Source organism: Thermobifida alba, from assembly GCF_023208015.1.
Taxonomy (GTDB): Bacteria; Actinomycetota; Actinomycetes; order Streptosporangiales; family Streptosporangiaceae; genus Thermobifida; species Thermobifida alba.
The window spans coordinates 2,125,378-2,145,383 of sequence record NZ_CP051627.1 but is presented as its reverse complement, the minus strand read 5'-3'; the positions used below and the strand labels follow the sequence as shown (position 1 = coordinate 2,145,383).

At 71.4% G+C, this 20,006-nt stretch carries 21 protein-coding genes; 8 read left to right on the top strand and 13 right to left on the bottom strand.

Annotated features, from left to right (window positions below; translation table 11 throughout):
* Nucleotides 1-16 precede the first annotated feature (16 nt).
* Nucleotides 17-1,120, bottom strand: a complete 1,104-nt coding sequence (locus FOF52_RS09435; protein WP_248593450.1) for a serpin family protein — start codon at nt 1,118-1,120, stop codon at nt 17-19.
* A gap of 250 nt (nt 1,121-1,370) precedes the next feature.
* On the opposite strand from FOF52_RS09435, the gene FOF52_RS09430 reads away from it, so the two are divergent.
* Nucleotides 1,371-2,135: a DUF3159 domain-containing protein gene (locus FOF52_RS09430; RefSeq protein WP_248593449.1), complete on the top strand. Its 765-nt coding sequence runs from the start codon at nt 1,371-1,373 to the stop codon at nt 2,133-2,135.
* A 47-nt stretch (nt 2,136-2,182) separates the two neighbouring features.
* Here FOF52_RS09430 and FOF52_RS09425 read toward each other — a convergent pair whose 3' ends face one another.
* The 4 genes from FOF52_RS09425 to FOF52_RS09410 form a co-directional block, all read right to left on the bottom strand.
* Nucleotides 2,183-2,794, bottom strand: coding sequence for an FMN reductase (locus FOF52_RS09425; RefSeq protein WP_248593448.1), 612 nt, complete (start codon nt 2,792-2,794; stop codon nt 2,183-2,185).
* Nucleotides 2,791-3,894: an LLM class flavin-dependent oxidoreductase gene (locus FOF52_RS09420; protein WP_248593447.1), complete on the bottom strand. Its 1,104-nt coding sequence runs from the start codon at nt 3,892-3,894 to the stop codon at nt 2,791-2,793. The genes FOF52_RS09425 and FOF52_RS09420 overlap by 4 nt, the downstream gene beginning before the upstream one ends.
* A gap of 110 nt (nt 3,895-4,004) precedes the next feature.
* Complete coding sequence (locus tag FOF52_RS09415; RefSeq protein ID WP_248593446.1) at nt 4,005-4,682, bottom strand: potassium channel family protein; 678 nt, start codon at nt 4,680-4,682, stop codon at nt 4,005-4,007.
* Nucleotides 4,682-5,356, bottom strand: coding sequence for a potassium channel family protein (locus tag FOF52_RS09410; protein WP_248593445.1), 675 nt, complete (start codon nt 5,354-5,356; stop codon nt 4,682-4,684). Before FOF52_RS09410 ends, FOF52_RS09415 begins: the two co-directional genes overlap by 1 nt.
* Nucleotides 5,357-5,575: 219 nt before the next feature.
* On the opposite strand from FOF52_RS09410, the gene FOF52_RS09405 reads away from it, so the two are divergent.
* The 3 genes from FOF52_RS09405 to acnA all read left to right on the top strand — a co-directional run bounded on the left by FOF52_RS09405 (nt 5,576) and on the right by acnA (nt 11,009).
* A complete protein-coding gene (locus FOF52_RS09405) occupies nt 5,576-6,835 on the top strand; it encodes a class I SAM-dependent RNA methyltransferase (protein WP_248593444.1) in 1,260 nt (419 codons plus the stop codon).
* Nucleotides 6,836-6,909: 74 nt separating this feature from the next.
* Entirely contained in the window at nt 6,910-7,842 is a 933-nt protein-coding gene (locus FOF52_RS09400) for an LLM class F420-dependent oxidoreductase (protein WP_248593443.1), read from the top strand.
* A 350-nt stretch (nt 7,843-8,192) separates the two neighbouring features.
* On the top strand, nt 8,193-11,009 hold the full coding sequence (acnA, locus tag FOF52_RS09395; RefSeq protein WP_248593806.1) for an aconitate hydratase AcnA: 2,817 nt from the start codon (nt 8,193-8,195) through the stop codon (nt 11,007-11,009).
* A 131-nt stretch (nt 11,010-11,140) separates the two neighbouring features.
* On the opposite strand, the gene FOF52_RS09390 is transcribed toward acnA, so the two are convergent.
* Entirely contained in the window at nt 11,141-11,533 is a 393-nt protein-coding gene (locus FOF52_RS09390; protein ID WP_248593442.1) for a hypothetical protein, read from the bottom strand.
* Nucleotides 11,534-11,932: 399 nt separating this feature from the next.
* Here FOF52_RS09390 and FOF52_RS09385 point away from each other — a divergent pair, with 399 nt between their 5' ends.
* A complete protein-coding gene (locus FOF52_RS09385; protein ID WP_248593441.1) occupies nt 11,933-12,316 on the top strand; it encodes a peptidase inhibitor family I36 protein in 384 nt (127 codons plus the stop codon).
* 34 nt (nt 12,317-12,350) lie between these two features.
* Here the strand turns inward: FOF52_RS09385 and FOF52_RS09380 are convergent, their stop codons facing one another.
* The 5 genes from FOF52_RS09380 to FOF52_RS09360 all read right to left on the bottom strand — a co-directional run bounded on the left by FOF52_RS09380 (nt 12,351) and on the right by FOF52_RS09360 (nt 16,936).
* A complete protein-coding gene (locus FOF52_RS09380; protein WP_248593440.1) occupies nt 12,351-13,109 on the bottom strand; it encodes an iron ABC transporter ATP-binding protein in 759 nt (252 codons plus the stop codon).
* On the bottom strand, nt 13,106-14,107 hold the full coding sequence (locus tag FOF52_RS09375) for an iron chelate uptake ABC transporter family permease subunit (protein ID WP_248593439.1): 1,002 nt from the start codon (nt 14,105-14,107) through the stop codon (nt 13,106-13,108). The genes FOF52_RS09380 and FOF52_RS09375 overlap by 4 nt, the downstream gene beginning before the upstream one ends.
* A gap of 1 nt (nt 14,108) precedes the next feature.
* Complete coding sequence (locus tag FOF52_RS09370) at nt 14,109-15,185, bottom strand: ABC transporter permease (protein WP_248593438.1); 1,077 nt, start codon at nt 15,183-15,185, stop codon at nt 14,109-14,111.
* Between the two features lie 11 nt (nt 15,186-15,196).
* A complete protein-coding gene (locus FOF52_RS09365) occupies nt 15,197-16,162 on the bottom strand; it encodes a siderophore ABC transporter substrate-binding protein (protein WP_248593437.1) in 966 nt (321 codons plus the stop codon).
* A gap of 216 nt (nt 16,163-16,378) precedes the next feature.
* A complete protein-coding gene (locus FOF52_RS09360; protein ID WP_248593436.1) occupies nt 16,379-16,936 on the bottom strand; it encodes a nucleoside/nucleotide kinase family protein in 558 nt (185 codons plus the stop codon).
* A gap of 200 nt (nt 16,937-17,136) precedes the next feature.
* Between FOF52_RS09360 and FOF52_RS09355 the strand changes: the two genes are divergently transcribed.
* Nucleotides 17,137-17,340: a DNA primase gene (locus FOF52_RS09355; protein ID WP_248593435.1), complete on the top strand. Its 204-nt coding sequence runs from the start codon at nt 17,137-17,139 to the stop codon at nt 17,338-17,340.
* A gap of 67 nt (nt 17,341-17,407) precedes the next feature.
* Here the strand turns inward: FOF52_RS09355 and FOF52_RS09350 are convergent, their stop codons facing one another.
* Nucleotides 17,408-17,638 carry a sigma factor-like helix-turn-helix DNA-binding protein gene (locus FOF52_RS09350; RefSeq protein WP_248593434.1) on the bottom strand — a complete coding sequence of 77 codons (231 nt, stop codon included), beginning with the start codon at nt 17,636-17,638 and terminating at the stop codon, nt 17,408-17,410.
* Entirely contained in the window at nt 17,635-17,841 is a 207-nt protein-coding gene (locus tag FOF52_RS09345; RefSeq protein WP_248593433.1) for a sigma factor, read from the bottom strand. Before FOF52_RS09345 ends, FOF52_RS09350 begins: the two co-directional genes overlap by 4 nt.
* A gap of 422 nt (nt 17,842-18,263) precedes the next feature.
* Here FOF52_RS09345 and FOF52_RS09340 point away from each other — a divergent pair, with 422 nt between their 5' ends.
* Both FOF52_RS09340 and FOF52_RS09335 read left to right on the top strand, forming a co-directional pair.
* A complete protein-coding gene (locus FOF52_RS09340) occupies nt 18,264-18,602 on the top strand; it encodes a hypothetical protein (protein WP_248593432.1) in 339 nt (112 codons plus the stop codon).
* Nucleotides 18,603-18,758: 156 nt separating this feature from the next.
* Entirely contained in the window at nt 18,759-19,928 is a 1,170-nt protein-coding gene (locus tag FOF52_RS09335) for an ROK family transcriptional regulator (RefSeq protein ID WP_248593431.1), read from the top strand.
* Nucleotides 19,929-20,006 lie beyond the last annotated feature (78 nt).

Below are 20,006 nucleotides of genomic sequence, written 5' to 3'. Positions count from 1 at the left end.
CGGGCCGGCACGCCCCTCAGCGGGTCGGCCCGGGGTCCTGCGGGTCGGTGACCGAGCCGAGGAACAGGAGCGTGCCGCGGCGGCGCACCGCGACGTGGAAGGGCCGGTCAACGACGAAGCGGACCGGCTGCGGCGCGGACACGGCGCTGGCCAGCACCATCATCACCGCGGTGGCCGCCGCCCCCTCGGCACCCCGCTCGTCCACGCGGAGCCTGGCCTGGTGGACGACGGTGTCCACGCGCAGCGGTACGGGGGAGACGCCGGACAGGTCGGCGGCGTCGGTGAAGAGGGTGCGCACCCCCGAGGAGACCAGGGCCGGGGTGAGCTCCTGCCGGTGGGTCAGGTCGAAGCGGGGCAGCGCCAACTCCACCCTGGTGGAGGCGGCGTCCCGGTGCAGCGCGGCGAGCAGCGCCGCGTCCGGTGGTTCCGCGGCGGGGGAGGCCGCGGGGGGAAGCAGTACGTCGACGTCGACGTCGTCGTGCGCGTGCAGGGTGACCATCCGCCAGCCGTGCGCCTCGGCGTGGGGCATGTCCCCGGTGCGGTGCATCAGCGCGGTCCGCCGCGCTCCGCCGGGGGCGTGGAAGGTCCGGTCGCGGGTGTCGTGCACCTCGAACGGCACGACCCAGCGGGCCCGCACCCACAACGCGTTGACCAGGACCGACAACAGGTCGGGGGTGACGTTCTCCGGCGTGAGCAGGTCGCGGACCATGCCCCGGGTGGCCGCGGCGACGTCGGCGTTGACCGCGGTGCGCACCCCCTCGGGGTCGCCCGCGAAGTCCGCGGTCCGCACGTCGGAGTCGGGGCGGTCGCGCAGGAGCGCCTCGAAGGAGGAGCGGACGGGCACGTCCGGGCGCACCCACAGGACGGTGCGGGAGGCCAGGTCGGGGCTGTCGGCCGCGGCGCGGTCGAGTGCGCCGAGCAGGTCGTCCGGTGCGGCGCCCAGCAGTTCGGTCAACTCGGCGCGGGTGGTCGAGCGGGCCCCCGCGGCGAGCAGGCCCAGGGCGCAGGCCACCGAGTGGGGGGACCACACCACGTCGCCGTCGAGGGCGGCCCCGGTCAGGAGTCGGTGCAGGCGCAGGGCGAACGCCAGGTGGTCGCGGCGGAGGAGGGCGGCGGACATGGGGACTCCTTCGGGGCGGACACGCCTTCGCCTCCGAGCCTAGAACGATTCCGGAGGGGTTCCCAGCCCCGTGGAGCGCGGGTCCCCGCCGCTGGCAGGGGCCCGGCCGGGGGTGTCGGGCCTGTCGCGCCGGTCGCGGCGGTGTCACGGAGCGTGCCGTCCCCCGTGCGGGCGGTGGGGGACTACCCTGGGAGGGCGGCCCGCGGGTCGCCGAGCAGCGTGTCCGCAGCTACACCGTCCGGGAGTGACATTGACCGACCAGCGTCAGGCCGGGGTCTCCGAACACACCGTCGAGGAGGTCGTGCGCGGCCAGTTGGCCAAGGCCCTGGGCGGCAAGCGCGGCATGGTCGAGGCGGCGGTGCCCACGATCCTCTTCACCTGCACCTACCTGATCGGCACCCGCTACGGCTGGCAGGTCGCTGGCCTGGACCCGCTGCGGCTGGGGCTGGCACTGGGCGGTGTCGCCGCCGTGGTCCTGGCCGTGGTCCGGCTCGTGCAGCGCTCCTCGGTGCAGTACGTGGTCAACAGCCTGTTCGGGATCGCCATCGCCGCGTTCTTCGCGTTGCGCAGCGGGCAGGCCGAGGACGCGTTCCTGCCCGGAATCATCTACAACAGCGTCTACGCACTCGTGCTGACCCTGTCGATCCTGGTGCGCTGGCCCGCGATGGGGATGCTCATCGGCGCGGTCACCGGTGACCCGACCGGGTGGCGGCGGGAGCCGGCCGTGCTCCGCCTCAGTTCCCGGCTGACCTGGCTGCTGGTGCTGCCGTGCGTGGTGCGGGTGGCGGTGCAGTACCCGCTGTGGGCGGTGGGCGCGGTCGGCTGGCTGGGCGCCGCCAAGATCCTCATGGGCTGGCCGATCCAGGTCGCCGCGTTCGCCGCCATGGTGTGGCTGCTGGCGGTGGGGCGCACCCCGCTGGAACAGGGCGCGCAGGAGGACGCACAGGACACCGGCGCCGTCGAGGACTCCGGCGCCGACACGGGGGAGGCGGCGCGCACGCGTCCGCGGGGGTGAGCCCCGGTGCGGGCGGCCCGGCCCGGCGCAGGCCGCCCCGCGGGCCCTCACAGGTCGGACAGCAGGTCCTCGAAGGGGGTCGGGGACTCGTAGGGGTCGACCCGGCGCTTCGGGGGACGGTCGGCGACCAGGGCGGCGAGTTCCCCGGCCGCGCGGTCGATCCGCTGGGCGAGCGCCCCCTCCCCGTCGTCGCCCCAGTCCTGGGAGGCCGCGTAGACCCCGGTCGGCACGGTGGCGGCGCGCAGGTGGGCGAAGAGCGGGCGCAGGGCGTGGTCGAGCACCAGGGAGTGGCGCGGTGTGCCGCCGGTGGCCGCGATCAGCACGGGGGTGCCGGTCAGCGCGTCGGGGTCCAGCACGTCGAAGAACGTCTTGAACAGGCCGCTGTAGGAGGCGGTGAAGACCGGGGAGACCGCGACCAGTCCGTCGGCGTCGGCCACCCGGTCCAGCACCTCGCGCAGACCTCCGGTGGGCACTCCGGTGAGCAGGGCGTTGGTCAGGTCGTGGGCGTGGTCGCGCAGCTCCACCACGGTGGTGTCCGCGCTGGCCCCCCGGGCCTCCAGGGAGCGCCGGGCCGCCTCGGCGAGCCGGTCGGCCAGCAGCCGGGCGGAGGAGGGCCGGCCCAGTCCGGCGGAGACCACGGCCAGGGTGCGTGCGGTCAACGGGTCACCTCTTCCCGGTGGTCGGCGGCCGCGGCGGCCGCGCGGAGGCTGGCGTGGGTGGGGGCGTCGGGGACGTGCGCGGGTCTGCGGGCGGCGAACTCCCTGCGCAGCACCGGGACGACCTCCTCGCCGAGGATGTCGAGCTGCTCCAGCACGGTCTTGAGCGGCAGGCCCGCGTGGTCCATGAGGAACAGTTGGCGCTGGTAGTCGCCGAAGTACTCGCGGAACTGCAGGGTCCGGTCGATGACCTGCTGGGGGCTGCCCACCGTCAGGGGGGTCTGGGCCATGAACTCCTCCAGGGAGGGGCCGTGGCCGTAGACGGGCGCGTTGTCGAAGTAGGGGCGGAACTCCCGCACCGCGTCCTGGGACCTGGCACGCATGAACACCTGCCCGCCCAGGCCGACGATGGCCTGGTCGGCCGAGCCGTGCCCGTAGTGCTCGTAGCGGCGGCGGTACAGGCCGATGAGCCGCTGGAAGTGTTCCTTCGGCCAGAAAATGTTATTGGCGAAGAAGCCGTCGCCGTAGTAGGCGGCCTGCTCGGCGATCTCGGGGCTGCGGATGGAGCCGTGCCACACGAACGGCGGGACGCCGTCCAGGGGCCGCGGGGTGGAGGTGAAGGACTGCAGCGGGGTGCGGAACTTGCCCTGCCAGTCCACGACGTCCTCGCGCCACAGGCGGTGCAGCAGGTGGTAGTTCTCGATGGCCAGCGGGATGCCCTGGCGGATGTCCTTGCCGAACCAGGGGTAGACGGGGCCGGTGTTGCCGCGGCCCAGCATCAGGTCGACCCGGCCGTCGGCCAGGTGCTGCAGCATGGCGAAGTCCTCGGCGATCTTCACCGGGTCGTTGGTGGTGATCAGCGTGGTGGCGGTGGACAGGATGAGGCGCTCGGTGCGGGCGGCGATGTAGCCGAGCATGGTGGTGGGGGAGGAGGGCACGAACGGCGGGTTGTGGTGCTCGCCGGTGGCGAAGACGTCCAGCCCCACCTCCTCGGCCTTCAGCGCGATCGTGACCATCGCCTTGATCCGCTCGGCCTCGGTGGGGGTGCGGCCGGTGGTCGGGTCGGTGGTGACGTCCCCGACGCTGAAGATCCCGAACTGCATGTCCGCTCCTCAAGATCTTTTCCAGGAAGAATTGGAAATTTCAACTACTATGGCGAACTCCGACGGCCGGCGGACTATTCCACGCCCACGACGTGATCCCGGACCGCGACTCAGCCGGAACCGCTGAGCACCGCGTGCAGTTCGTCGTCGCTGCGGGCACTGCTGAGCAGGACCACCACGTCCCCCGCGGAGAGCACCGTCCCCGGCAGCGGGGCGCGCGCCTGGCCCCCCTGCACCACGGCGACCAGCACCACGCCCTCGGGCAGCACGGCGCTCAGCTCCTCGGCGCCGCGTCCCGCGAACGGCGACCCCTCGGTCAGCACCGACTCCAGCAGGTCGGCCCCGCCCAACGAGGCCAGCGGCACCGCCTCACCGGACCGGCCCAGCTCGGCCTCCTCGTCGTCGTCCACCAGCGCCGCCAGCAGCCGCGGCGGCGACACCGCCACGTCCACCCCCCAGGCGTCGGTGAACAGCCACTCGTCCCGGGGGTCGTTGACCCGCGCGATCACGCGGCGCACCCCGAACTCCCGCTTGGCCAGCAGCGACACCACCAGGTTGACCTTGTCGTCAGAGGTCGCGGCGATGACCGCGTCGAACTCGTCCAACCGGGCGTTCTCCAGGGAGCTGACCTCGCAGGCGTCGGCCAGCAGCCACTCGGCCTCGGTCAGCGCGTGCACGTCGATGGCGCGTGCGTCGCGGTCGATGAGCAGCACCTCGTGGCCGCTGCCCAGCAGTTCGGCCGCGATGGACCGGCCCACCGCCCCGGCTCCCGCGATCGCCACCCGCATCACCGCTCACCCCCGTCCGCACCGATCCGAGCCACCGTCTCCTCGACCGATCCGGCCGGGGAGACCACGTGCACCACGTCGCCCGGCCACAGCCGCAGGTCGGAGCGGGCCAGGTGGATCTCCCCGCCCCGGCTCAGGTAGACCACCCGCACCCCCAGCGCGGACTCCACCTGCTCGACGCGCCGCTGCGACCACGCCGTGCCCACCACCGCGTCCACCATGACCAGCGACCCCGAAGGGTCCCGCCACAGCGGTCCGGTACCCAGGAACTCGTCCCCGGGCACCAGGTGGCGCAGGATCATGTCGGCGGTCCAGCGCACCGTGGCCACGGTGGGGATCCCCAGCCGCTGGTACACCTCGGCGCGCCGCGGGTCGTAGATGCGCGCCACCACGTTGCGCACCCCGAACGTCTCACGGGCCACCCGCGCGGCGATGATGTTGGAGTTGTCGCCGCTGCTGACCGCGGCGAACGCGCCCGCGGTCTCGATCCCCGCACGCACCAGCACCTCGCGGTCGTGGCCCAGTCCGGTGACCGCGTGCTTGGCGGTCGCCGAGCGCAGCCTGCGAAACGCCTCGGGGGCGCGGTCGATCACCGCGACGGTGTGACCCGAGTCCTCCAGTGTGTGCGCGAGGGCGGAACCCACCCGCCCGCACCCCAAGATGACGATGTGCACGTCGTGTCCGCTCCCGGTATGCCTCATGGTGGCGGCCGCGCCGGCGCCGGCGCGGCCTGGGCTGGATATACCCAACCACAGTCGCGGAGTCCGCCGCACCGGACCGCTTCCGCATCCGGACCGGGCGTGTCCGCACCCCGACTAGAGTGGTCGCAGGAGGCGGCGGTGGGACCCGCCGCGGTACCGGACCGCCCCGTCCACCCGAAAGGTCGTGTGCTCATGAGTCGGCTCGGAACCCGCGTCGAGGTGCGTCTGGACGGGGTGGCGCACGGAGGCTGGTGCGTCGGGCGCCACGAGGGCCAAGTCGTGTTCGTGCGCCACGCCCTGCCGGGAGAACTGGTGCGTGCCCTGGTCACCGAGGAGACCAAGAGGTTCCTGCGCGCCGACGCGGTGGAGGTGCTGGAGCCCTCGCCCGACCGGGTGGAGCCGCCGTGCCCCTTCTCCGGTCCGGGAAAGTGCGGGGGCTGCGACTGGCAGCACGCCTCCCTGGACGCCCAGCGGCGGATCAAGGCGCGGGTGGTCGCCGAACAGCTGAACCGGATCGCCGGCATCGACCGCGAGGTCGTGGTGGAGGAGCTGCCCGGCACCCCGGACGGACTGGGATGGCGCACCCGGGTCCGGTTCGCGGTCGACGCGGACGGGACGGCGGGACTGCGCAGGCACCGCTCCCACAGCATCGAGCCGATCGACTCCTGCCCCATCGCGCACCCGGGGGTCGACCGCCTGGAGGTGCCCCGGCGGAACTGGCGGAACGTGTCGGAGGTCGAGGCGGTGGTCTCGGCCGGGACCGGCGAGGCGGCCGTCATCGTCACCCCGACCACGGCCAGGCTGCCCGAACTGCCGAAGCCGGCGGCGCCCGCCGCGGTGCTGCGCCGCTTCCGCAACGGACGGATCCAGTCGGTCCGCGGCCGGCGCGGGGTCGCCGAGGAGGCCGCGGGACGCCGCTGGCGGGTCAGCGCGGGGGCGTTCTGGCAGGTCCACCCGGCCGCCGCCGACACTCTCACCGGGGCGGTGCTGGAGGCGCTGGAGCCCAAGCCCGGCCAGACCGCCCTGGACCTGTACTGCGGGGTCGGGCTGTTCGCCGGGGCGCTGGGCGCCGCCGTCGGCGCCGAGGGCCGGGTGTTCGGTGTCGAGAGCGGCGCCGACGCGGTCCGCGACGCCCGGCACAACCTGCGCGACCTGCCGCAGGTGCGAATCGAGCAGGGGGACGTGGCCGCGCACCTGCGCCAGTGGGTGGACCTGCGGGTCGACCTGGCCGTGGCCGACCCGCCGCGTGCGGGCCTGGGCGCGGAGGTGGTGCGGTCCCTGGCGGCGCTGCGCCCGCAGCGGATCGCCTACGTCTCCTGCGACCCCGCCACCCTCGCCCGCGATCTGGCGGTCTTCGCCGAGAGCGGCTACCGGCTGGACGGGCTGCGCGCCTTCGACGCCTTCCCCATGACCCACCACGTGGAGTGCCTGGCGGTGCTGATCCCCGCCTGAGCGCGGCCCCCGACCGGCACGCCGGAACCCGCCGGTTGTCGCAAAACCGGCAAGCCGGGCGGAAGAATGGGGGCATGCGACTGAGGATCTTCACCGAACCCCAGCAGGGCGCCAGCTACGAGACTCTCCTGGCGGTGGCCAGGGCTGCCGAGGACCTCGGGTTCGACGCCTTCTTCCGCTCCGACCACTACCTCAAGATGGGCGACGTCAGCGGCCTCCCCGGCCCCACCGACGCCTGGATCACCCTGGCCGGCCTGGCCCGCGAGACCTCCCGGCTCCGGCTGGGCACGCTCATGACCGCGGCCACGTTCCGCGCTCCGGGGCCGCTGGCGATCAGCGTCGCCCAGGTGGACCAGATGAGCGGGGGCCGGGTGGAGTTCGGCTTCGGGGCGGGGTGGTTCGAAGCCGAGCACACCGCCTACGGCCTGCCCTTCCCCACCGACGCCAAGGAGCGCTTCGACCGCTTCGAGGAGCAGTTGGCGGTCATCACCGGGCTGTGGGACACCCCGGTCGGCGAGACTTTCGACTACCAGGGCCGGTACTACCGCCTGGCGGACAGCCCGGCGCTGCCCAAGCCCGCGCAGTCGCCGCGCCCGCCCGTCCTCATCGGCGGCACCGGGCGGCGGCGCACGCCCCGGCTGGCCGCGGCCTACGCCGACGAGTACAACGTCCCCTTCAACGTGCTGGAGGACACCCGGGCGGCCTTCGACCGCGTCCGGGCCGCGGTGGAGGAGGCGGGCCGCACCGCCCCCATGATCTACTCCGCGGCCCAGGTGGTGTGCGTGGGCCGTGACGAGGCCGAGGTGGCCCGCCGCGCCGCCGCGATCGGCCGAGAGGTGGACGAGCTGCGGGTCAACGGACTGACGGGCACCCCCAACGAGGTCGTCGACAAGATCGGCCGGTTCGCCGAGATCGGCGCGGAGCGGATCTACCTGCAGGTGCTCGACCTGTCCGACCTGGACCACCTGGAGCTGATCGCCGACAAGGTGGCGTCCCAGCTGAAGTGAGCGCGGCCGGTGGGAACACCCGGTGCACCGGGTGTTCCCACCGGCCGGACGGGTAGTGGAGCGACGAGAGACAGGCATTACTGACCGGTAGCTTGATGTCGAGATACATGTTCGATACCTTGATGTCGAGATAACAGCGCGAGCGAATCACTGGGCATGTGAGGTTCACCGCCACCGGCGGCCCCACCTGCTGTCGCGGCGCGGTGGGCTCCGCACTCCCGGAGGCGGAACCCGAGCCGTCAGCGCAGGTGGGCCCCGTTGTCCCGCGCATCACGGGGGAACCGCCCCGGCTCGGGAGTGATCTTGTAAGGGAAGCCTCAGTGACGCCCCGGCTGTGCCGCTACGGCAGGATGCTTGGAAAAAAGTGGCGAGACCAGGAGGCGACAACTGTGTCGGCGAACAGCTTCGGCAGCCGTGACACGCTCCGTGTCGGCGACGAGTCGTACGAGATCTTCCGCTTGGACGCCGTGGAGGGCGCCCAGCGGCTTCCCTACAGCCTGAAGGTGCTGCTGGAGAACCTGCTGCGCACCGAGGACGGCGTGAACGTCACCGCCGACCACATCCGCGCGCTGGCCAACTGGGACCCCAAGGCCCAGCCCAACCAGGAGATCCAGTTCACCCCCGCCCGGGTGATCATGCAGGACTTCACCGGCGTGCCCTGCGTGGTCGACCTGGCCACCATGCGCGAGGCGGTCAGCGACCTGGGCGGCGACCCCGCCAAGATCAACCCGCTGGCCCCCGCGGAGCTGGTCATCGACCACTCGGTGATCGTCGACGTGTTCGGCCGCCCCGACGCCTTCGAGCGCAACGTCGAGATCGAGTACGAGCGCAACCGCGAGCGCTACCAGTTCCTGCGCTGGGGCCAGACCGCCTTCGACGAGTTCAAGGTCGTCCCGCCGGGCACCGGCATCGTGCACCAGGCCAACATCGAGCACCTGGCGCGCGTCACCATGGTCCGCAACGGACAGGCCTACCCCGACACCTGCGTGGGCACCGACTCCCACACCACCATGCAGAACGGCCTGGGCATCCTGGGCTGGGGCGTGGGCGGCATCGAGGCCGAGGCCGCCATGCTCGGCCAGCCGATCTCCATGCTCATCCCGCGGGTCGTCGGCTTCAAGCTCACCGGTGAGCTGCCCGCCGGCACCACCGCCACCGACCTGGTGCTCACCATCACCGAGATGCTGCGCAACCACGGCGTGGTCGGCAAGTTCGTCGAGTTCTACGGCGAGGGCGTGGCCTCGGTGCCGCTGGCCAACCGCGCCACCATCGGCAACATGAGCCCCGAGTTCGGCTCCACCGCCGCGATCTTCCCGATCGACGACGAGACCATCCGCTACCTGAAGCTGACCGGCCGCAGCGACGAGCAGACCGCCCTGGTCGAGGCCTACACCAAGGCCCAGGGCCTGTGGCACGACCCGTCGGTGGAGCCCGAGTACTCCGAGTACCTGGAGCTCAACCTCGCCGACGTGGTGCCGTCCATCGCCGGACCCAAGCGCCCGCAGGACCGCATCGCGCTGTCCGACGCCAAGGCGACCTGGCGCAAGAACGTCTACGACTACGTGCACACCGACGGCATCGTGACCAAGGTCGACGAGGCCTCCGCCGAGTCCTTCCCGGCCTCCGACTCCCCGGCGATCTCCAACAACGACGGCGCGGCCAGCGGCAACACCACCAACTCGGTGGGCCGCCGTCCGCACAACCCGGTCAAGGTCACCCTGGCCGACGGCACCGAGACCGAGATCGACCACGGCGCCGTCGTCATCGCGGCCATCACCTCCTGCACCAACACCTCCAACCCCTCGGTCATGCTGGGCGCCGCCCTGCTGGCCAAGAAGGCGGTGGAGAAGGGCCTGTCCCGCAAGCCGTGGGTGAAGACCTCGCTGGCCCCCGGCTCCAAGGTCGTCACCGACTACTACGAGCGCTCCGGGCTGACCCCGTACCTGGACAAGCTGGGCTTCAACCTGGTCGGCTACGGCTGCACCACCTGCATCGGCAACTCCGGCCCGCTGCCGGAGGAGATCTCCAAGGCCATCAACGACAACGACCTGGCGGTCACCGCGGTGCTGTCCGGCAACCGCAACTTCGAGGGCCGGATCAACCCCGACGTCAAGATGAACTACCTGGCCTCGCCGCCGCTGGTGGTGGCCTACGCGCTGGCCGGGACGATGGACATCGACCTGGACAACGAGCCGCTGGGCACCGACCCGGACGGCCGGCCGGTCTACCTGCGCGACATCTGGCCCTCCCCGGAGGAGATCCAGGAGGTCATCGACTCCGCGATCGCCGCGGAGATGTACGAGCAGGCCTACTCCGACGTGTTCGCCGGGGACGAGCGCTGGCGCTCGCTGCCCACGCCCACCGGCACCACCTTCTCCTGGGACCCCGACTCCACCTACGTGCGCAAGCCCCCGTACTTCGAGGGCATGTCGCTGCAGCCCGAGCCGGTCGGCGACATCGTCGGTGCCCGGGTGCTGGCCAAGCTCGGCGACTCGGTCACCACCGACCACATCTCGCCGGCGGGCGCCATCAAGCCGGGCACCCCGGCCGCCGAGTACCTCAAGGCGAACGGAGTGGAGCGCAAGGACTTCAACTCCTACGGTTCGCGCCGCGGCAACCACGAGGTGATGATCCGGGGCACCTTCGCCAACATCCGGCTGCGCAACCAGATCGCTCCGGGCACCGAGGGCGGCTACACCCGCGACTTCACCCAGGAGGGCGCGCCGGTCAGCTTCATCTACGACGCCGCGCAGAACTACGCCGCCAACAACATCCCGCTGGTGGTGCTGGGCGGCAAGGAGTACGGCTCCGGCTCCTCGCGCGACTGGGCGGCCAAGGGAACCCGCCTGCTGGGCGTGCGCGCGGTCATCGCCGAGTCCTTCGAGCGCATCCACCGCTCGAACCTCATCGGCATGGGCGTGCTGCCGCTGCAGTTCCCCGAGGGGCAGTCCGCGGACTCCCTCGGCCTGACCGGTGAGGAGACCTACTCCATCACCGGCGTGACCGAGCTGAACGAGGGCCGCATCCCCGCGACCGTCAAGGTCAGCACCGACACCGGGGTCGAGTTCGACGCCGTGGTGCGCATCGACACCCCCGGTGAGGCCGACTACTACCGCAACGGCGGCATCCTGCAGTACGTGCTGCGCCAGCTGATCAGCAAGGAGTAGTCCCACGAACCCCCCGCGGGCCCACCAGGCCCGGGGCGACCCACAGGGGCCCGCCATCGTCCAGGAGACGGTGGCGGGCCCTTGGCATCGGCGGCAAACGGCCGCGGCCCGCACCCGCGGGGCTGACCGGGCTAGGCGAGGACCGTGTCCAGGCCGAACAGGGAGACCAGGGCGAGGGGGAAACTGAGGGCGTAGCCGGCGGCGCCGAGCAGCGGCCACAGCCACTCGCGGCGGCGCCGGCGCCAGGCCACGACGAACAGGGCCAGGGCGCCGAAGACGCCGAGCAGCCAGCCGGCCCACGGCAGCACGAGGCTGAGGAGCCCCCGCAGCGAACTGAGGCAGCCGGGAACGGTCTCCACGATCCCGTCGCAGGTGCCGAGCTGCACGAGGGTCGCCAGCGACGCGGCCGGCAGCAGGAACCCGCAGAGGAAGGTCGCGGTGAGGAACAGGATGCCGACGGTCCGGCTGACGGTCCGGGCGGTGGCGCGTGCGGGGGCCGGGGAGTCCGGAGGAGGAGGCGTCACGGCAGCTCCAGGGTGAGGTCACAATCCCCGGAATGATGGCACACCCCCCGGGGCCTCCGGGGCGGGCGGAGGGGCGGGAACGGCCCCCTGCCGAAAACCGGGACCGGTTGCGGACCGAAAAGCACGGGAGGGTCCTCCGAGTTTCGGGAGAGGGCGGAGGAAACCGCGCGACCGGAGGAGAAAACGCGGTCCACCCGCCGGAGGAACGCCGTCCTCATCACCTTTTCCAAGGATTTTTCCGACCCGTTCCTGCCGGAGCGCGAGAGAATTGACGGATTCCCTGACCGGGGATTTGTGCTGCCTTGGAAAAAAGAATGGGTTTGACATCCAGCGGAACATGGACATCCTTTTCCAGGGAACCGGAAGCGGTTTCCCGGAAACGAGTGGAAGGTGACGTCCATGACGAGTGCCAAGATCCGGCGGAGCGTCTCGGCGGCGGTCGCGGCCCTGCTCGTACCAGCGGGGATGGTGGCTACGGCGCTGCCCGCCCACGCGGGGGCCTGCCCTGAGAACTACGTGTGCATGTGGGAGGACCCCGGGTACACCGGCTCCCTCTACGTCAGGCAGTACAAGACGTCCGGCTACTACGAGATCGACGGCTGGGACGGCGACAACGAGATCAGCTCGGTGAAGAACTACACCGGAAAATGCATCCGCCTCTACGCCAACGACAACCACACGGGCAATTCCTACGTGATCCACAAGAACGTCCGCGAGATCTCCAACATGAAGCACGTCGGCTTCGACAACGAGGCGGAGAGCTACCGGATCTACTCCTGCTGACCGCCGCCGGCCCCGGCGGGGCACCCCGCCGGGGTCAGCGGAAGTAGGTGGCCACCCGCTGCCCGCCCAGGTCGTGGACGTCGATGTCCATGTCGAAGACCTCACCCAGCACCGCGGGCGACATCATGGTCGCCACGTCGCCGTCGGCGACCACGCGGCCGTGCCGCATCGCCACGATCCGGTCGGAGTGGGCGGCGGCGAAGTTGATGTCGTGCACCACCAGCACGACGGTCTTGCCGGTCTCGTCGGCCATGCTCCGCAGCAGCCGCATCATCTGCACGGAGTGCCGCATGTCCAGGTTGTTCAGCGGCTCGTCGAGCAGCACGTAGTCGGTGTCCTGGCACAGCACCATCGCCACGTAGGCGCGCTGGCGCTGCCCGCCGGACAACTGGTCCAGGTGGCGGTGGGCGAAGTCGGTCAGTTCGAAGTGCTCGATGGCGCGGTCGACGTGCTCCCGGTCGACCGCGGTGAGCCTTCCGTTCGAGTGCGGGAACCGGCCGAAGGCCACCAGTTCGCGCACGGTCAGCCGCACCGGCAGGTGGTTCTCCTGGCGCAGCACCGACAGCCGCTTGGCCAGCACCGGCCCCGGGGTGGTGCGCACGTCCATGCCGTCCACCAGGACCGTTCCGGAGTCGGGCTCCAGCAGGCGGCCGATGATCGACAGCAGGGTGGACTTGCCCGCCCCGTTGGCCCCGACGAGGGAGGTGATGCCGCCGGGAGGAACGGTCAGCGAGACGTCGTCGACCACGGTGGCGGCACCGTAGGACTTGGTGACGTTGCGGATCTCGATCACGATCGCGACTCCCTGATCAGCAGCAGGATGAAGTAGCTGCCGCCGATGAAGTTGATGATCACGCTCAGGCTGGTGGTGAAGTTGAACAGCCGGGACAGGATGAGCTGACCGCCGACCAGCGCGATCACCGAGACCAGTGCGGCGGCGGGAATCGTCCAGCGGTGGCGGAAGGTGCGGGTCAGCTGCCGGGCCAGGTTCGCCACCAGCAGTCCCAGGAAGGTGATGGGCCCCACCAGCGCGGTGGACACCGACACCAGCAGGGCGACGGCCACCAGTGCCTGGTTGACCACCGCGCGGTGGTTGACCCCCAGGTTGAGCGCGTGGTCGCGGCCCAGCGCCACCACGTCGAGCCTGCGTTGCAGACGCACCCCGTAGGCCACGACCGCCGCGACGAGCACCGCCGACACCGCCAGCAGTTCCTCGTTGACCGTGTTGAACGAGGCGAACATGACGTCCTGCAGGGTGAGGTACTCGTTGGGGTCGATCAGCCGGGACACGAAGGTGGACAGCCCCGAGAACAGGGTGCCCAGCACGATGCCGACGAGCACCATGACGTACAGGTCGCGGGAGCCGCGCCGGAACAGCAGCCGGAACAGCAGCACGGAGAAGGCCACCATCACCGCGACCTCCAGACCGAACTTGAGCCTGGGGTCGGTCTGGGCGAGCATCCCCGCACCGAACAGGAACACGACGACCGTCTGGATGAGCACGAACAGCGCGTCGAAGCCCATGACCGACGGGGTCAGGATGCGGTTGCCGGTCACCGTCTGGAACAGCACGGTGGAGTAGGCGATCGCCGTCCCCACCAGGACCAGGGCGGCCACCTGCCGGGAACGCAGCTTCAGCACGAACGACCAGGAGCCGACGACGTCCACGGTGAGGTAGCCGACCACGGCCGCCATCGCGAGCAGCGCCAGCACAGCCAGGACGACACGGCGGCGGCGCAGCTGCGCGGCCTCGTGGGACGCGGCGGCGGGGGAGACGGTGGGGACGGCCATGTCAGGCGGCCTTCCGGCGGTTGGCGAGGATCAGCGCGATGAACACGACGCTGCCGACCACGCTCACCACGGTGCCCACGGGGATCTCGTAGGGGTAGCGGATGGTGCGGCCGATGACGTCGCACACCAGGACGAACGCCGCACCGCCCAGCGCGGTCACCGGAAGCACCCGGCGCAGGTTGTCGCCCAGGGCCATGGTCACGAGGTTGGGGACGATGAGGCCGAGGAAGGGGATGGAGCCGACCACGACCACCACCACGGCGGTGGTCACCGCGATGATCGCCAGGCCCGCGTTGACCACCCGGTTGTAGGACACGCCCAGGTTGAGGGCGAACTCCTCGCCCATGCCCGCCACGGTGAACCGGTCGGCGAAGACGTAGGCGACGACGAGCGAGCCCAGGACCAGGTAGAGCAGTTCGTAGCGGCCGCTCAGGATGCCGGAGAAGTCGCCGGTGGACCAGGTGTTCAGCGACTGCAGCAGTTCCATCCGGTAGGCGAAGAACGTGGTGACCGACATGATCACCCCGCCGAACATGATGCCGATGAGCGGCACCACGATCATGTCGTGGAAGGTGACGCGGCGGACCAGGTGCAGGAAGACGAACGTTCCGGCCAGCGCGAAGGCGACCGCGACGCCCATCTTGGCCAGCACCGAGTGCGAGCCGAAGAAGACGATGGCGACCAGGACGCCGAGCATGGCCGACTCCACGGTGCCCGCGGTGGACGGGGAGACGAACCGGTTGCGGGTCAGGTGCTGCATGATCAGCCCGGCGACGCTCATCGCCATCCCCGCCAGCAGGATGGCGGCCATCCGCGGCACCCGGGAGACGAGGAAGACCCGGACCTTCTCGGGGTCGCCGGTGACCAGGTCCATCGGAGTGAGGTCGCGCACTCCGACGAACAGCGAGCCCAGGGCCAGCAGGGCGAGGACGACGGCGCCGGCGGTCAGGTGCCAGACGCGGATTCCGCCCCGCGGGCGGAGCCGCCGCGCGGGGCGGGCGGACCGGCTGCTCCGCCCGCCCCGGGACGGGACGCTCTTTCCCACGAGGGGGTGGGACGGCGACTCGGTGAGCGACATGGCGGATCCGATCAGGCGATCGCTTCGCGGACGGTGTCGATCTGCGCCTCGACCGAGGACAGCGCGCCGGGCGCCAGGTACCAGGTGAACAGCTCCAGGTAGACGATCTTGTCGTTCTTGGCGGCGTTGGTGCTGTTGACCAGTTCGTTGTCGAGGACCTGGGTGGCGTTGGGGCCGCTGGTGTCGCCGACGGGCGCCTCGCGGTCCTGGACGAAGATGATGTCGGGGTCGGCCTCGGCGATGAACTCGAAGGAGACGGCGTCGCCGTGCCTGGCGTCGGTCGCGAAGTCGTCCTCCACCGCGGTCAGGCCCAGCGGGTCGTGGATGATGCCGTAGCGGGAGCCGGGACCGTAGGCGGTGACCTCGGCGCCCTCGACCCGCAGGATCAGCGCCCGGCCCGCGTCGGGGGCGTCCTCGGCGACCTCGGCGATGTCGGCCTTGATCGCGTCGATGCGCTCGGTGACCTCGTCCTCCTTGCCGAAGATCTCCGCCAGCGCCGTGGTGCGCTCCTCGAAGCTGGCGAGGAAGTCGGCGTTGTCGATCGTCAGGTCGATCGTGGGCGCGATCTCCGACAGTTCCGGGTAGACCGCCGCAGAGCGAGAGGCGACGATGATCAGGTCGGGCTCCAGCGCGTTGACAGCCTCGTAGTCGGGTTCGAAGAGGCTGCCGACCTTGGCGACGTCGTTCCCGGCGTAGTGGGACAGCTCCTCGGGCAGGTAGCCGTCCTGCATCTCGGGCACGCCCACCGGTTCGACGCCGAGTTCGTCGAGGGTGGACAGCACGCCCAGGTCGAAGACGACGACCCGCTCGGGCACGCCGTCCAGGGTGGTCTCGCCCTGGGCGTGGGACACGGTGATCTGCTCGCCAGAGCCCTGCTGCTCGGGCTCGCCGGTGTCGGAGGAGCCGCAGGCGGAGAGGGCGAGGACGGCGGGGAGGAGGGCCGCGGCCAGGAGGGTGCGGGGACGAAGCTGTGGCATGGGAGTGCTCTTTCTGAGGGGATGGTCCCACTGACTGGGGGATGCCCCCCGCTGAATGAGGTCAGGCTTTCCTAAGTGCCCCCGGGGGAAGGCAGGGGAGAGCCAGGGGTGATGATTGGATGGTGATGATGGTTGTGCCTTCGCGGGTGACTATAGGGAAGTCGTCTGGCGGAAGCAAGGTGAGCCTAGCCTAATTTTCCCCTGGTGTGAGGGAGGTCACCGCGGCACGGTGCCGTCGACCACCACGTCGGCGTACTCCCAGGGGGTGTGCACGGAGTAGAAGGCCTCCTCCTGGCGTGCCCAGTCCTCGCGGTGGGGGGCGTAGGCGGCGGCGTCCTCCCGCAGGTCCAGCCTCCGGTGACGCACCTCGTCGGGGGTCTCGACCCACACCAGGGTGGACAGGTAGGGACGGATCGCCGCCGCTCCGCAGCCGCTGCCCTCGACGATCAGGCCGTCGACCACGGGAGTGCTGTGCCACCCGGCGGAGCGGCCGCGCGCCCAGTCGTACCGCCGCCATCGCGGGTCGGCCCCGTTGAGCAGCGGCATGATCACCCACAGGGCCAACCGGTCGGCCGCGGCGGCCAGTCCGCTCCACCCGGGGTACACGTCCTCCATGTGGAACACCGGCCAGTCGGTCGCCGCGGCGAGCGCCTCGGCCAGAACCGTCTTGCCCGCCCCGGAGCGCCCCTCGATCGCCACCACCCGCACACCCCCGGCCAGCGGAGGACGGGCCCGCGCCGTCTCCGCCAGGAGCATCACCGTTTCGGCATCCAACCGCCCACCACCAGTTCCTCGTCGGAGACAGCGCTGTTCACCGTGAAGTGATACCCGATCGGCGGAGCGGATCCGAGGCCGGGACCGCACCGGCGCGGCCCCCCGCCTCGACCGTCCGCCGTCCCGGGGGTTTCACGCCCTTCGGCGGTGGTAGGGACCTGTCCGGATCCCGTCCGCCGCCGGAGTCGAGGAGTGCACCGATGACCGCTCACGCCCCCGAACCGGTCGCGGCGGCGCGCCGCCTGCTGGCCGCGATCGCGGTCGCCCTGCTGGTGACGGGCTCCCTGGCCGCCTGCGACCTCAGCTCCCTCCTCGGCGGAGGCGACTCCCAGTCGCCCGGAGGCGGTTCGGAGGAGGACGGCGGGAACGGCGGCGACGGCGGCGATGACGACGGGGACGACTGAGCCCCGGCTCCGGGGCCTGGCCGTCGAGGGAGCGGGCCGCGGGGCGTTTCCGGAGCCGCAGTCCGGGTCAGCGCGGAGCGCGACGGACCGCTCCGTCGCGGTCGCCCATGCAGGCGCGCAGCCGCAGCAGTCCGTCGCGCAGCCGCCCCTTGACCGTGCTGAGGGGGACCCCCAGCCGCTCGGCGGCCTCCCGCTGGGTGTAGCCCGTGGAGTAGACGAGGCGGACCGCCTCGCGTTGCAGTTCGGTCAGCTGTCCCAGGCAGGAGCGGAGCCTCTCGCATTCCGCGAGGTGGATCACCCGTCGACGATCCCGTCGACGGGTGAGGAGCGCTCCTCCAGGGCTGCGGCGCGGCCGACGCGGTCCGCGGCGGACCGCTCGGCGCGGACCCGGTCGACCGCGCGGCGGTGGGCGATCGTCAGCACCCAGGAGCGCAGTCGGCCGCGGTCCGGGGCGTAGCGCTCGGCCAGGCGCCACACCTCCAGGAACACCTCCTGGACCACCTCCTCTGCGTGCGCGGGGTCGCGCAGGATGCGCTTGGACCAGGCCGGACACGGGGCCCACCAGGTCGTGGTAGACGGCCTCGAAGGAGGAGTCGTCGCGGACGAGGCGTGTCGCGGGCCGGACCGCCTGGTTGCCGGGATCGGGGGGTGCTTCGGGGGAGAGCGTTGCTGACTGCACGGACCACCGTCCTCGTCCGGTTGTCGGAGGCTTTCACTGTGCCCCTCGGAAAGTGGAGCCGGGGTCACCACAGCGTTCCAAAAATGTCGTTATTAAGACGTTATGTGGGTTCTGGTCACTTTTGCGGCTTCTGTTGCGAAGTAGAGGTGCGCCCAGACGTCGTGTCGGCCGCTTCCGTGCGAACGCGAGCTGTCAGGCGGGGTGTCGTCCGTTTCGACCACCGAGCGACCCGAGGAGTTCGCAGATGACCGTTCGTACCACCGAATCCACCACCGCGGCGCGCCGCCTGGTGGCCGCCGTCGCAACCGTGCTGCTCGCTGTGGGCAGCCTGAGTGCCTGTGACTTCACCCTGTCCCTCGGCGGCACCTCCCAGACCGACGGAGGCGGCTCCGGAGGCCAGGGCGGCTCCGGCGGGGGCGGCGGCTCCACGGGCGAGGAGTACACGGACGGGGGCGAGGAGTCCATGGACGGGGAGATGGGGGAGGAGTACACGGACGACGGGATGGACGAGTACAGGGACGGGGGTGACGACTACATGGACGAAGGTGGGGAGTACACGGGCGGCGACTCCATGAGCGACTGACCGGTCCCTCCCGTCCCGGGCGCGTCGTTTCGGCGCCCCCGCCCGGGACGGGAGCAAAACCCGCTTTTCCTCTCAAGCTGGTCGAAACCGTTGTCTTCAAGCCTTGTAAGCTCCTTTGCGACGGCTTGTCCACCGCCGCCAGAACAAGGAGCGCCAGTGACGACGGACGCCCAGGTCACGCCGGGATCGCAGGCTGCCCTGCGGCAGGCCAACCGGGAACGGGTGATCGCCGCGCTGCGCAGGAGCGGAACGCTCACCCAGGCCGAGATCGCCCGCGCCACCGGCCTGTCCGCGGCGAGCGTGTCCAACATCGTGCGCGACCTGCGCTCGATGGGCACGGTGTCGGTGCGCGAGACCTCTTCCAACGGGCGCCGGGCACGGGCGGTCTCCCTGCTGCGCCCCCCGGGGGTGCTGGTGGCCGTGGACTTCACGCACTCCCGGGTCACCGCGGCCCTGGGAGACACCCAGGGCCGCGTCCTGCAGGAGGAGAGCATCGCCTACGACGTGGCCGAGGACCCGGTGCGCGGGGTGCGGCGCGCGGTCTGGCTGACCGAGACCCTGCTGACGCAGGCGCGCGTGGACCGCTCCATGGTGTCGGGCGCCGCCGCGTCGGTCCCCGGGCCGGTCGACCCCGTCAGCGGCCTCGTCGGCGACATCACCTGCATGCCGCACTGGGCGGGGTTCAACCCCGGCGCGGAACTGCGGGAGCGCCTGGGGCTGACGGTGCAGGTGGACAACGACGCCAACCTGTGCGCCCTCGCCGAGGTCGCCGAGGGCGCCGCCCGGGGACTGGAGCACGTCGTCTACGTCAACGTCTCCCAGGGAGTGGGCGCGGGCGTGGTCATCGGAGGCCGCCTGTTCAGGGGGGCCAACGGCAACGCGGGGGAGATCGGGCACATCGGGCTGGACGAGCGCGGCCCGGTGTGCCGGTGCGGCAACCGCGGCTGCCTGGAGACCCTGGTCGGCGCGCCCTACCTGCTGGACATGCTGCCGCAGCAGGGCCGGGTCGGGCACGGCGCCGCGCTGCTGGACCTGATCGAGGCCGCGCGGCAGGGGGACCCCGGATGCCGTCGGATCATCGCCGAGGCGGGCGCCGCGCTGGGGCGGGGCGTGGCGATCGTGGTCAACATGTTCAACCCGCAGATGGTCATCGTCGGCGGTGAGATCGCCGAGGCGGGAGAGCTGCTGCTGGACCCCATGCGCCGGGCGATGGAACTGGGGGCCCTGGGCAACGCGCTCGCCGAGCTGCGTCTCGTCCCCGGGGAACTGGGACGGCGGGCCGCGCTGCGCGGCGCGCTGCGCTCCGCGCTTGCCTCCACGTTCTGAATCGATCGTGAGAGTCCCCCGCGGCTTTTCACAGCCCACGGCATCTGTTCTCAAGCCCGTTGACCTGCGTTTTCTTTG

Bases quoted from the DNA above. Each gene is read 5' to 3' on its own strand.
- FOF52_RS09435 (WP_248593450.1), bottom strand. From the start codon at position 1,120: ATGTCCGCCGCCCTCCTCCGCCGCGACCACCTGGCGTTCGCCCTGCGC.
- FOF52_RS09420 (WP_248593447.1), bottom strand. From the start codon at position 3,894: ATGCAGTTCGGGATCTTCAGCGTCGGGGACGTCACCACCGACCCGACC.
- FOF52_RS09415 (WP_248593446.1), bottom strand. From the start codon at position 4,682: ATGCGGGTGGCGATCGCGGGAGCCGGGGCGGTGGGCCGGTCCATCGCG.
- FOF52_RS09405 (WP_248593444.1), top strand. From the start codon at position 5,576: ATGAGTCGGCTCGGAACCCGCGTCGAGGTGCGTCTGGACGGGGTGGCG.
- FOF52_RS09400 (WP_248593443.1), top strand. From the start codon at position 6,910: ATGCGACTGAGGATCTTCACCGAACCCCAGCAGGGCGCCAGCTACGAG.
- acnA (WP_248593806.1), top strand. From the start codon at position 8,193: ATGCTTGGAAAAAAGTGGCGAGACCAGGAGGCGACAACTGTGTCGGCG.
- FOF52_RS09385 (WP_248593441.1), top strand. From the start codon at position 11,933: ATGACGAGTGCCAAGATCCGGCGGAGCGTCTCGGCGGCGGTCGCGGCC.
- FOF52_RS09375 (WP_248593439.1), bottom strand. From the start codon at position 14,107: ATGGCCGTCCCCACCGTCTCCCCCGCCGCCGCGTCCCACGAGGCCGCG.
- FOF52_RS09370 (WP_248593438.1), bottom strand. From the start codon at position 15,185: ATGTCGCTCACCGAGTCGCCGTCCCACCCCCTCGTGGGAAAGAGCGTC.
- FOF52_RS09365 (WP_248593437.1), bottom strand. From the start codon at position 16,162: ATGCCACAGCTTCGTCCCCGCACCCTCCTGGCCGCGGCCCTCCTCCCC.
- FOF52_RS09355 (WP_248593435.1), top strand. From the start codon at position 17,137: ATGACCGCTCACGCCCCCGAACCGGTCGCGGCGGCGCGCCGCCTGCTG.
- FOF52_RS09340 (WP_248593432.1), top strand. From the start codon at position 18,264: ATGACCGTTCGTACCACCGAATCCACCACCGCGGCGCGCCGCCTGGTG.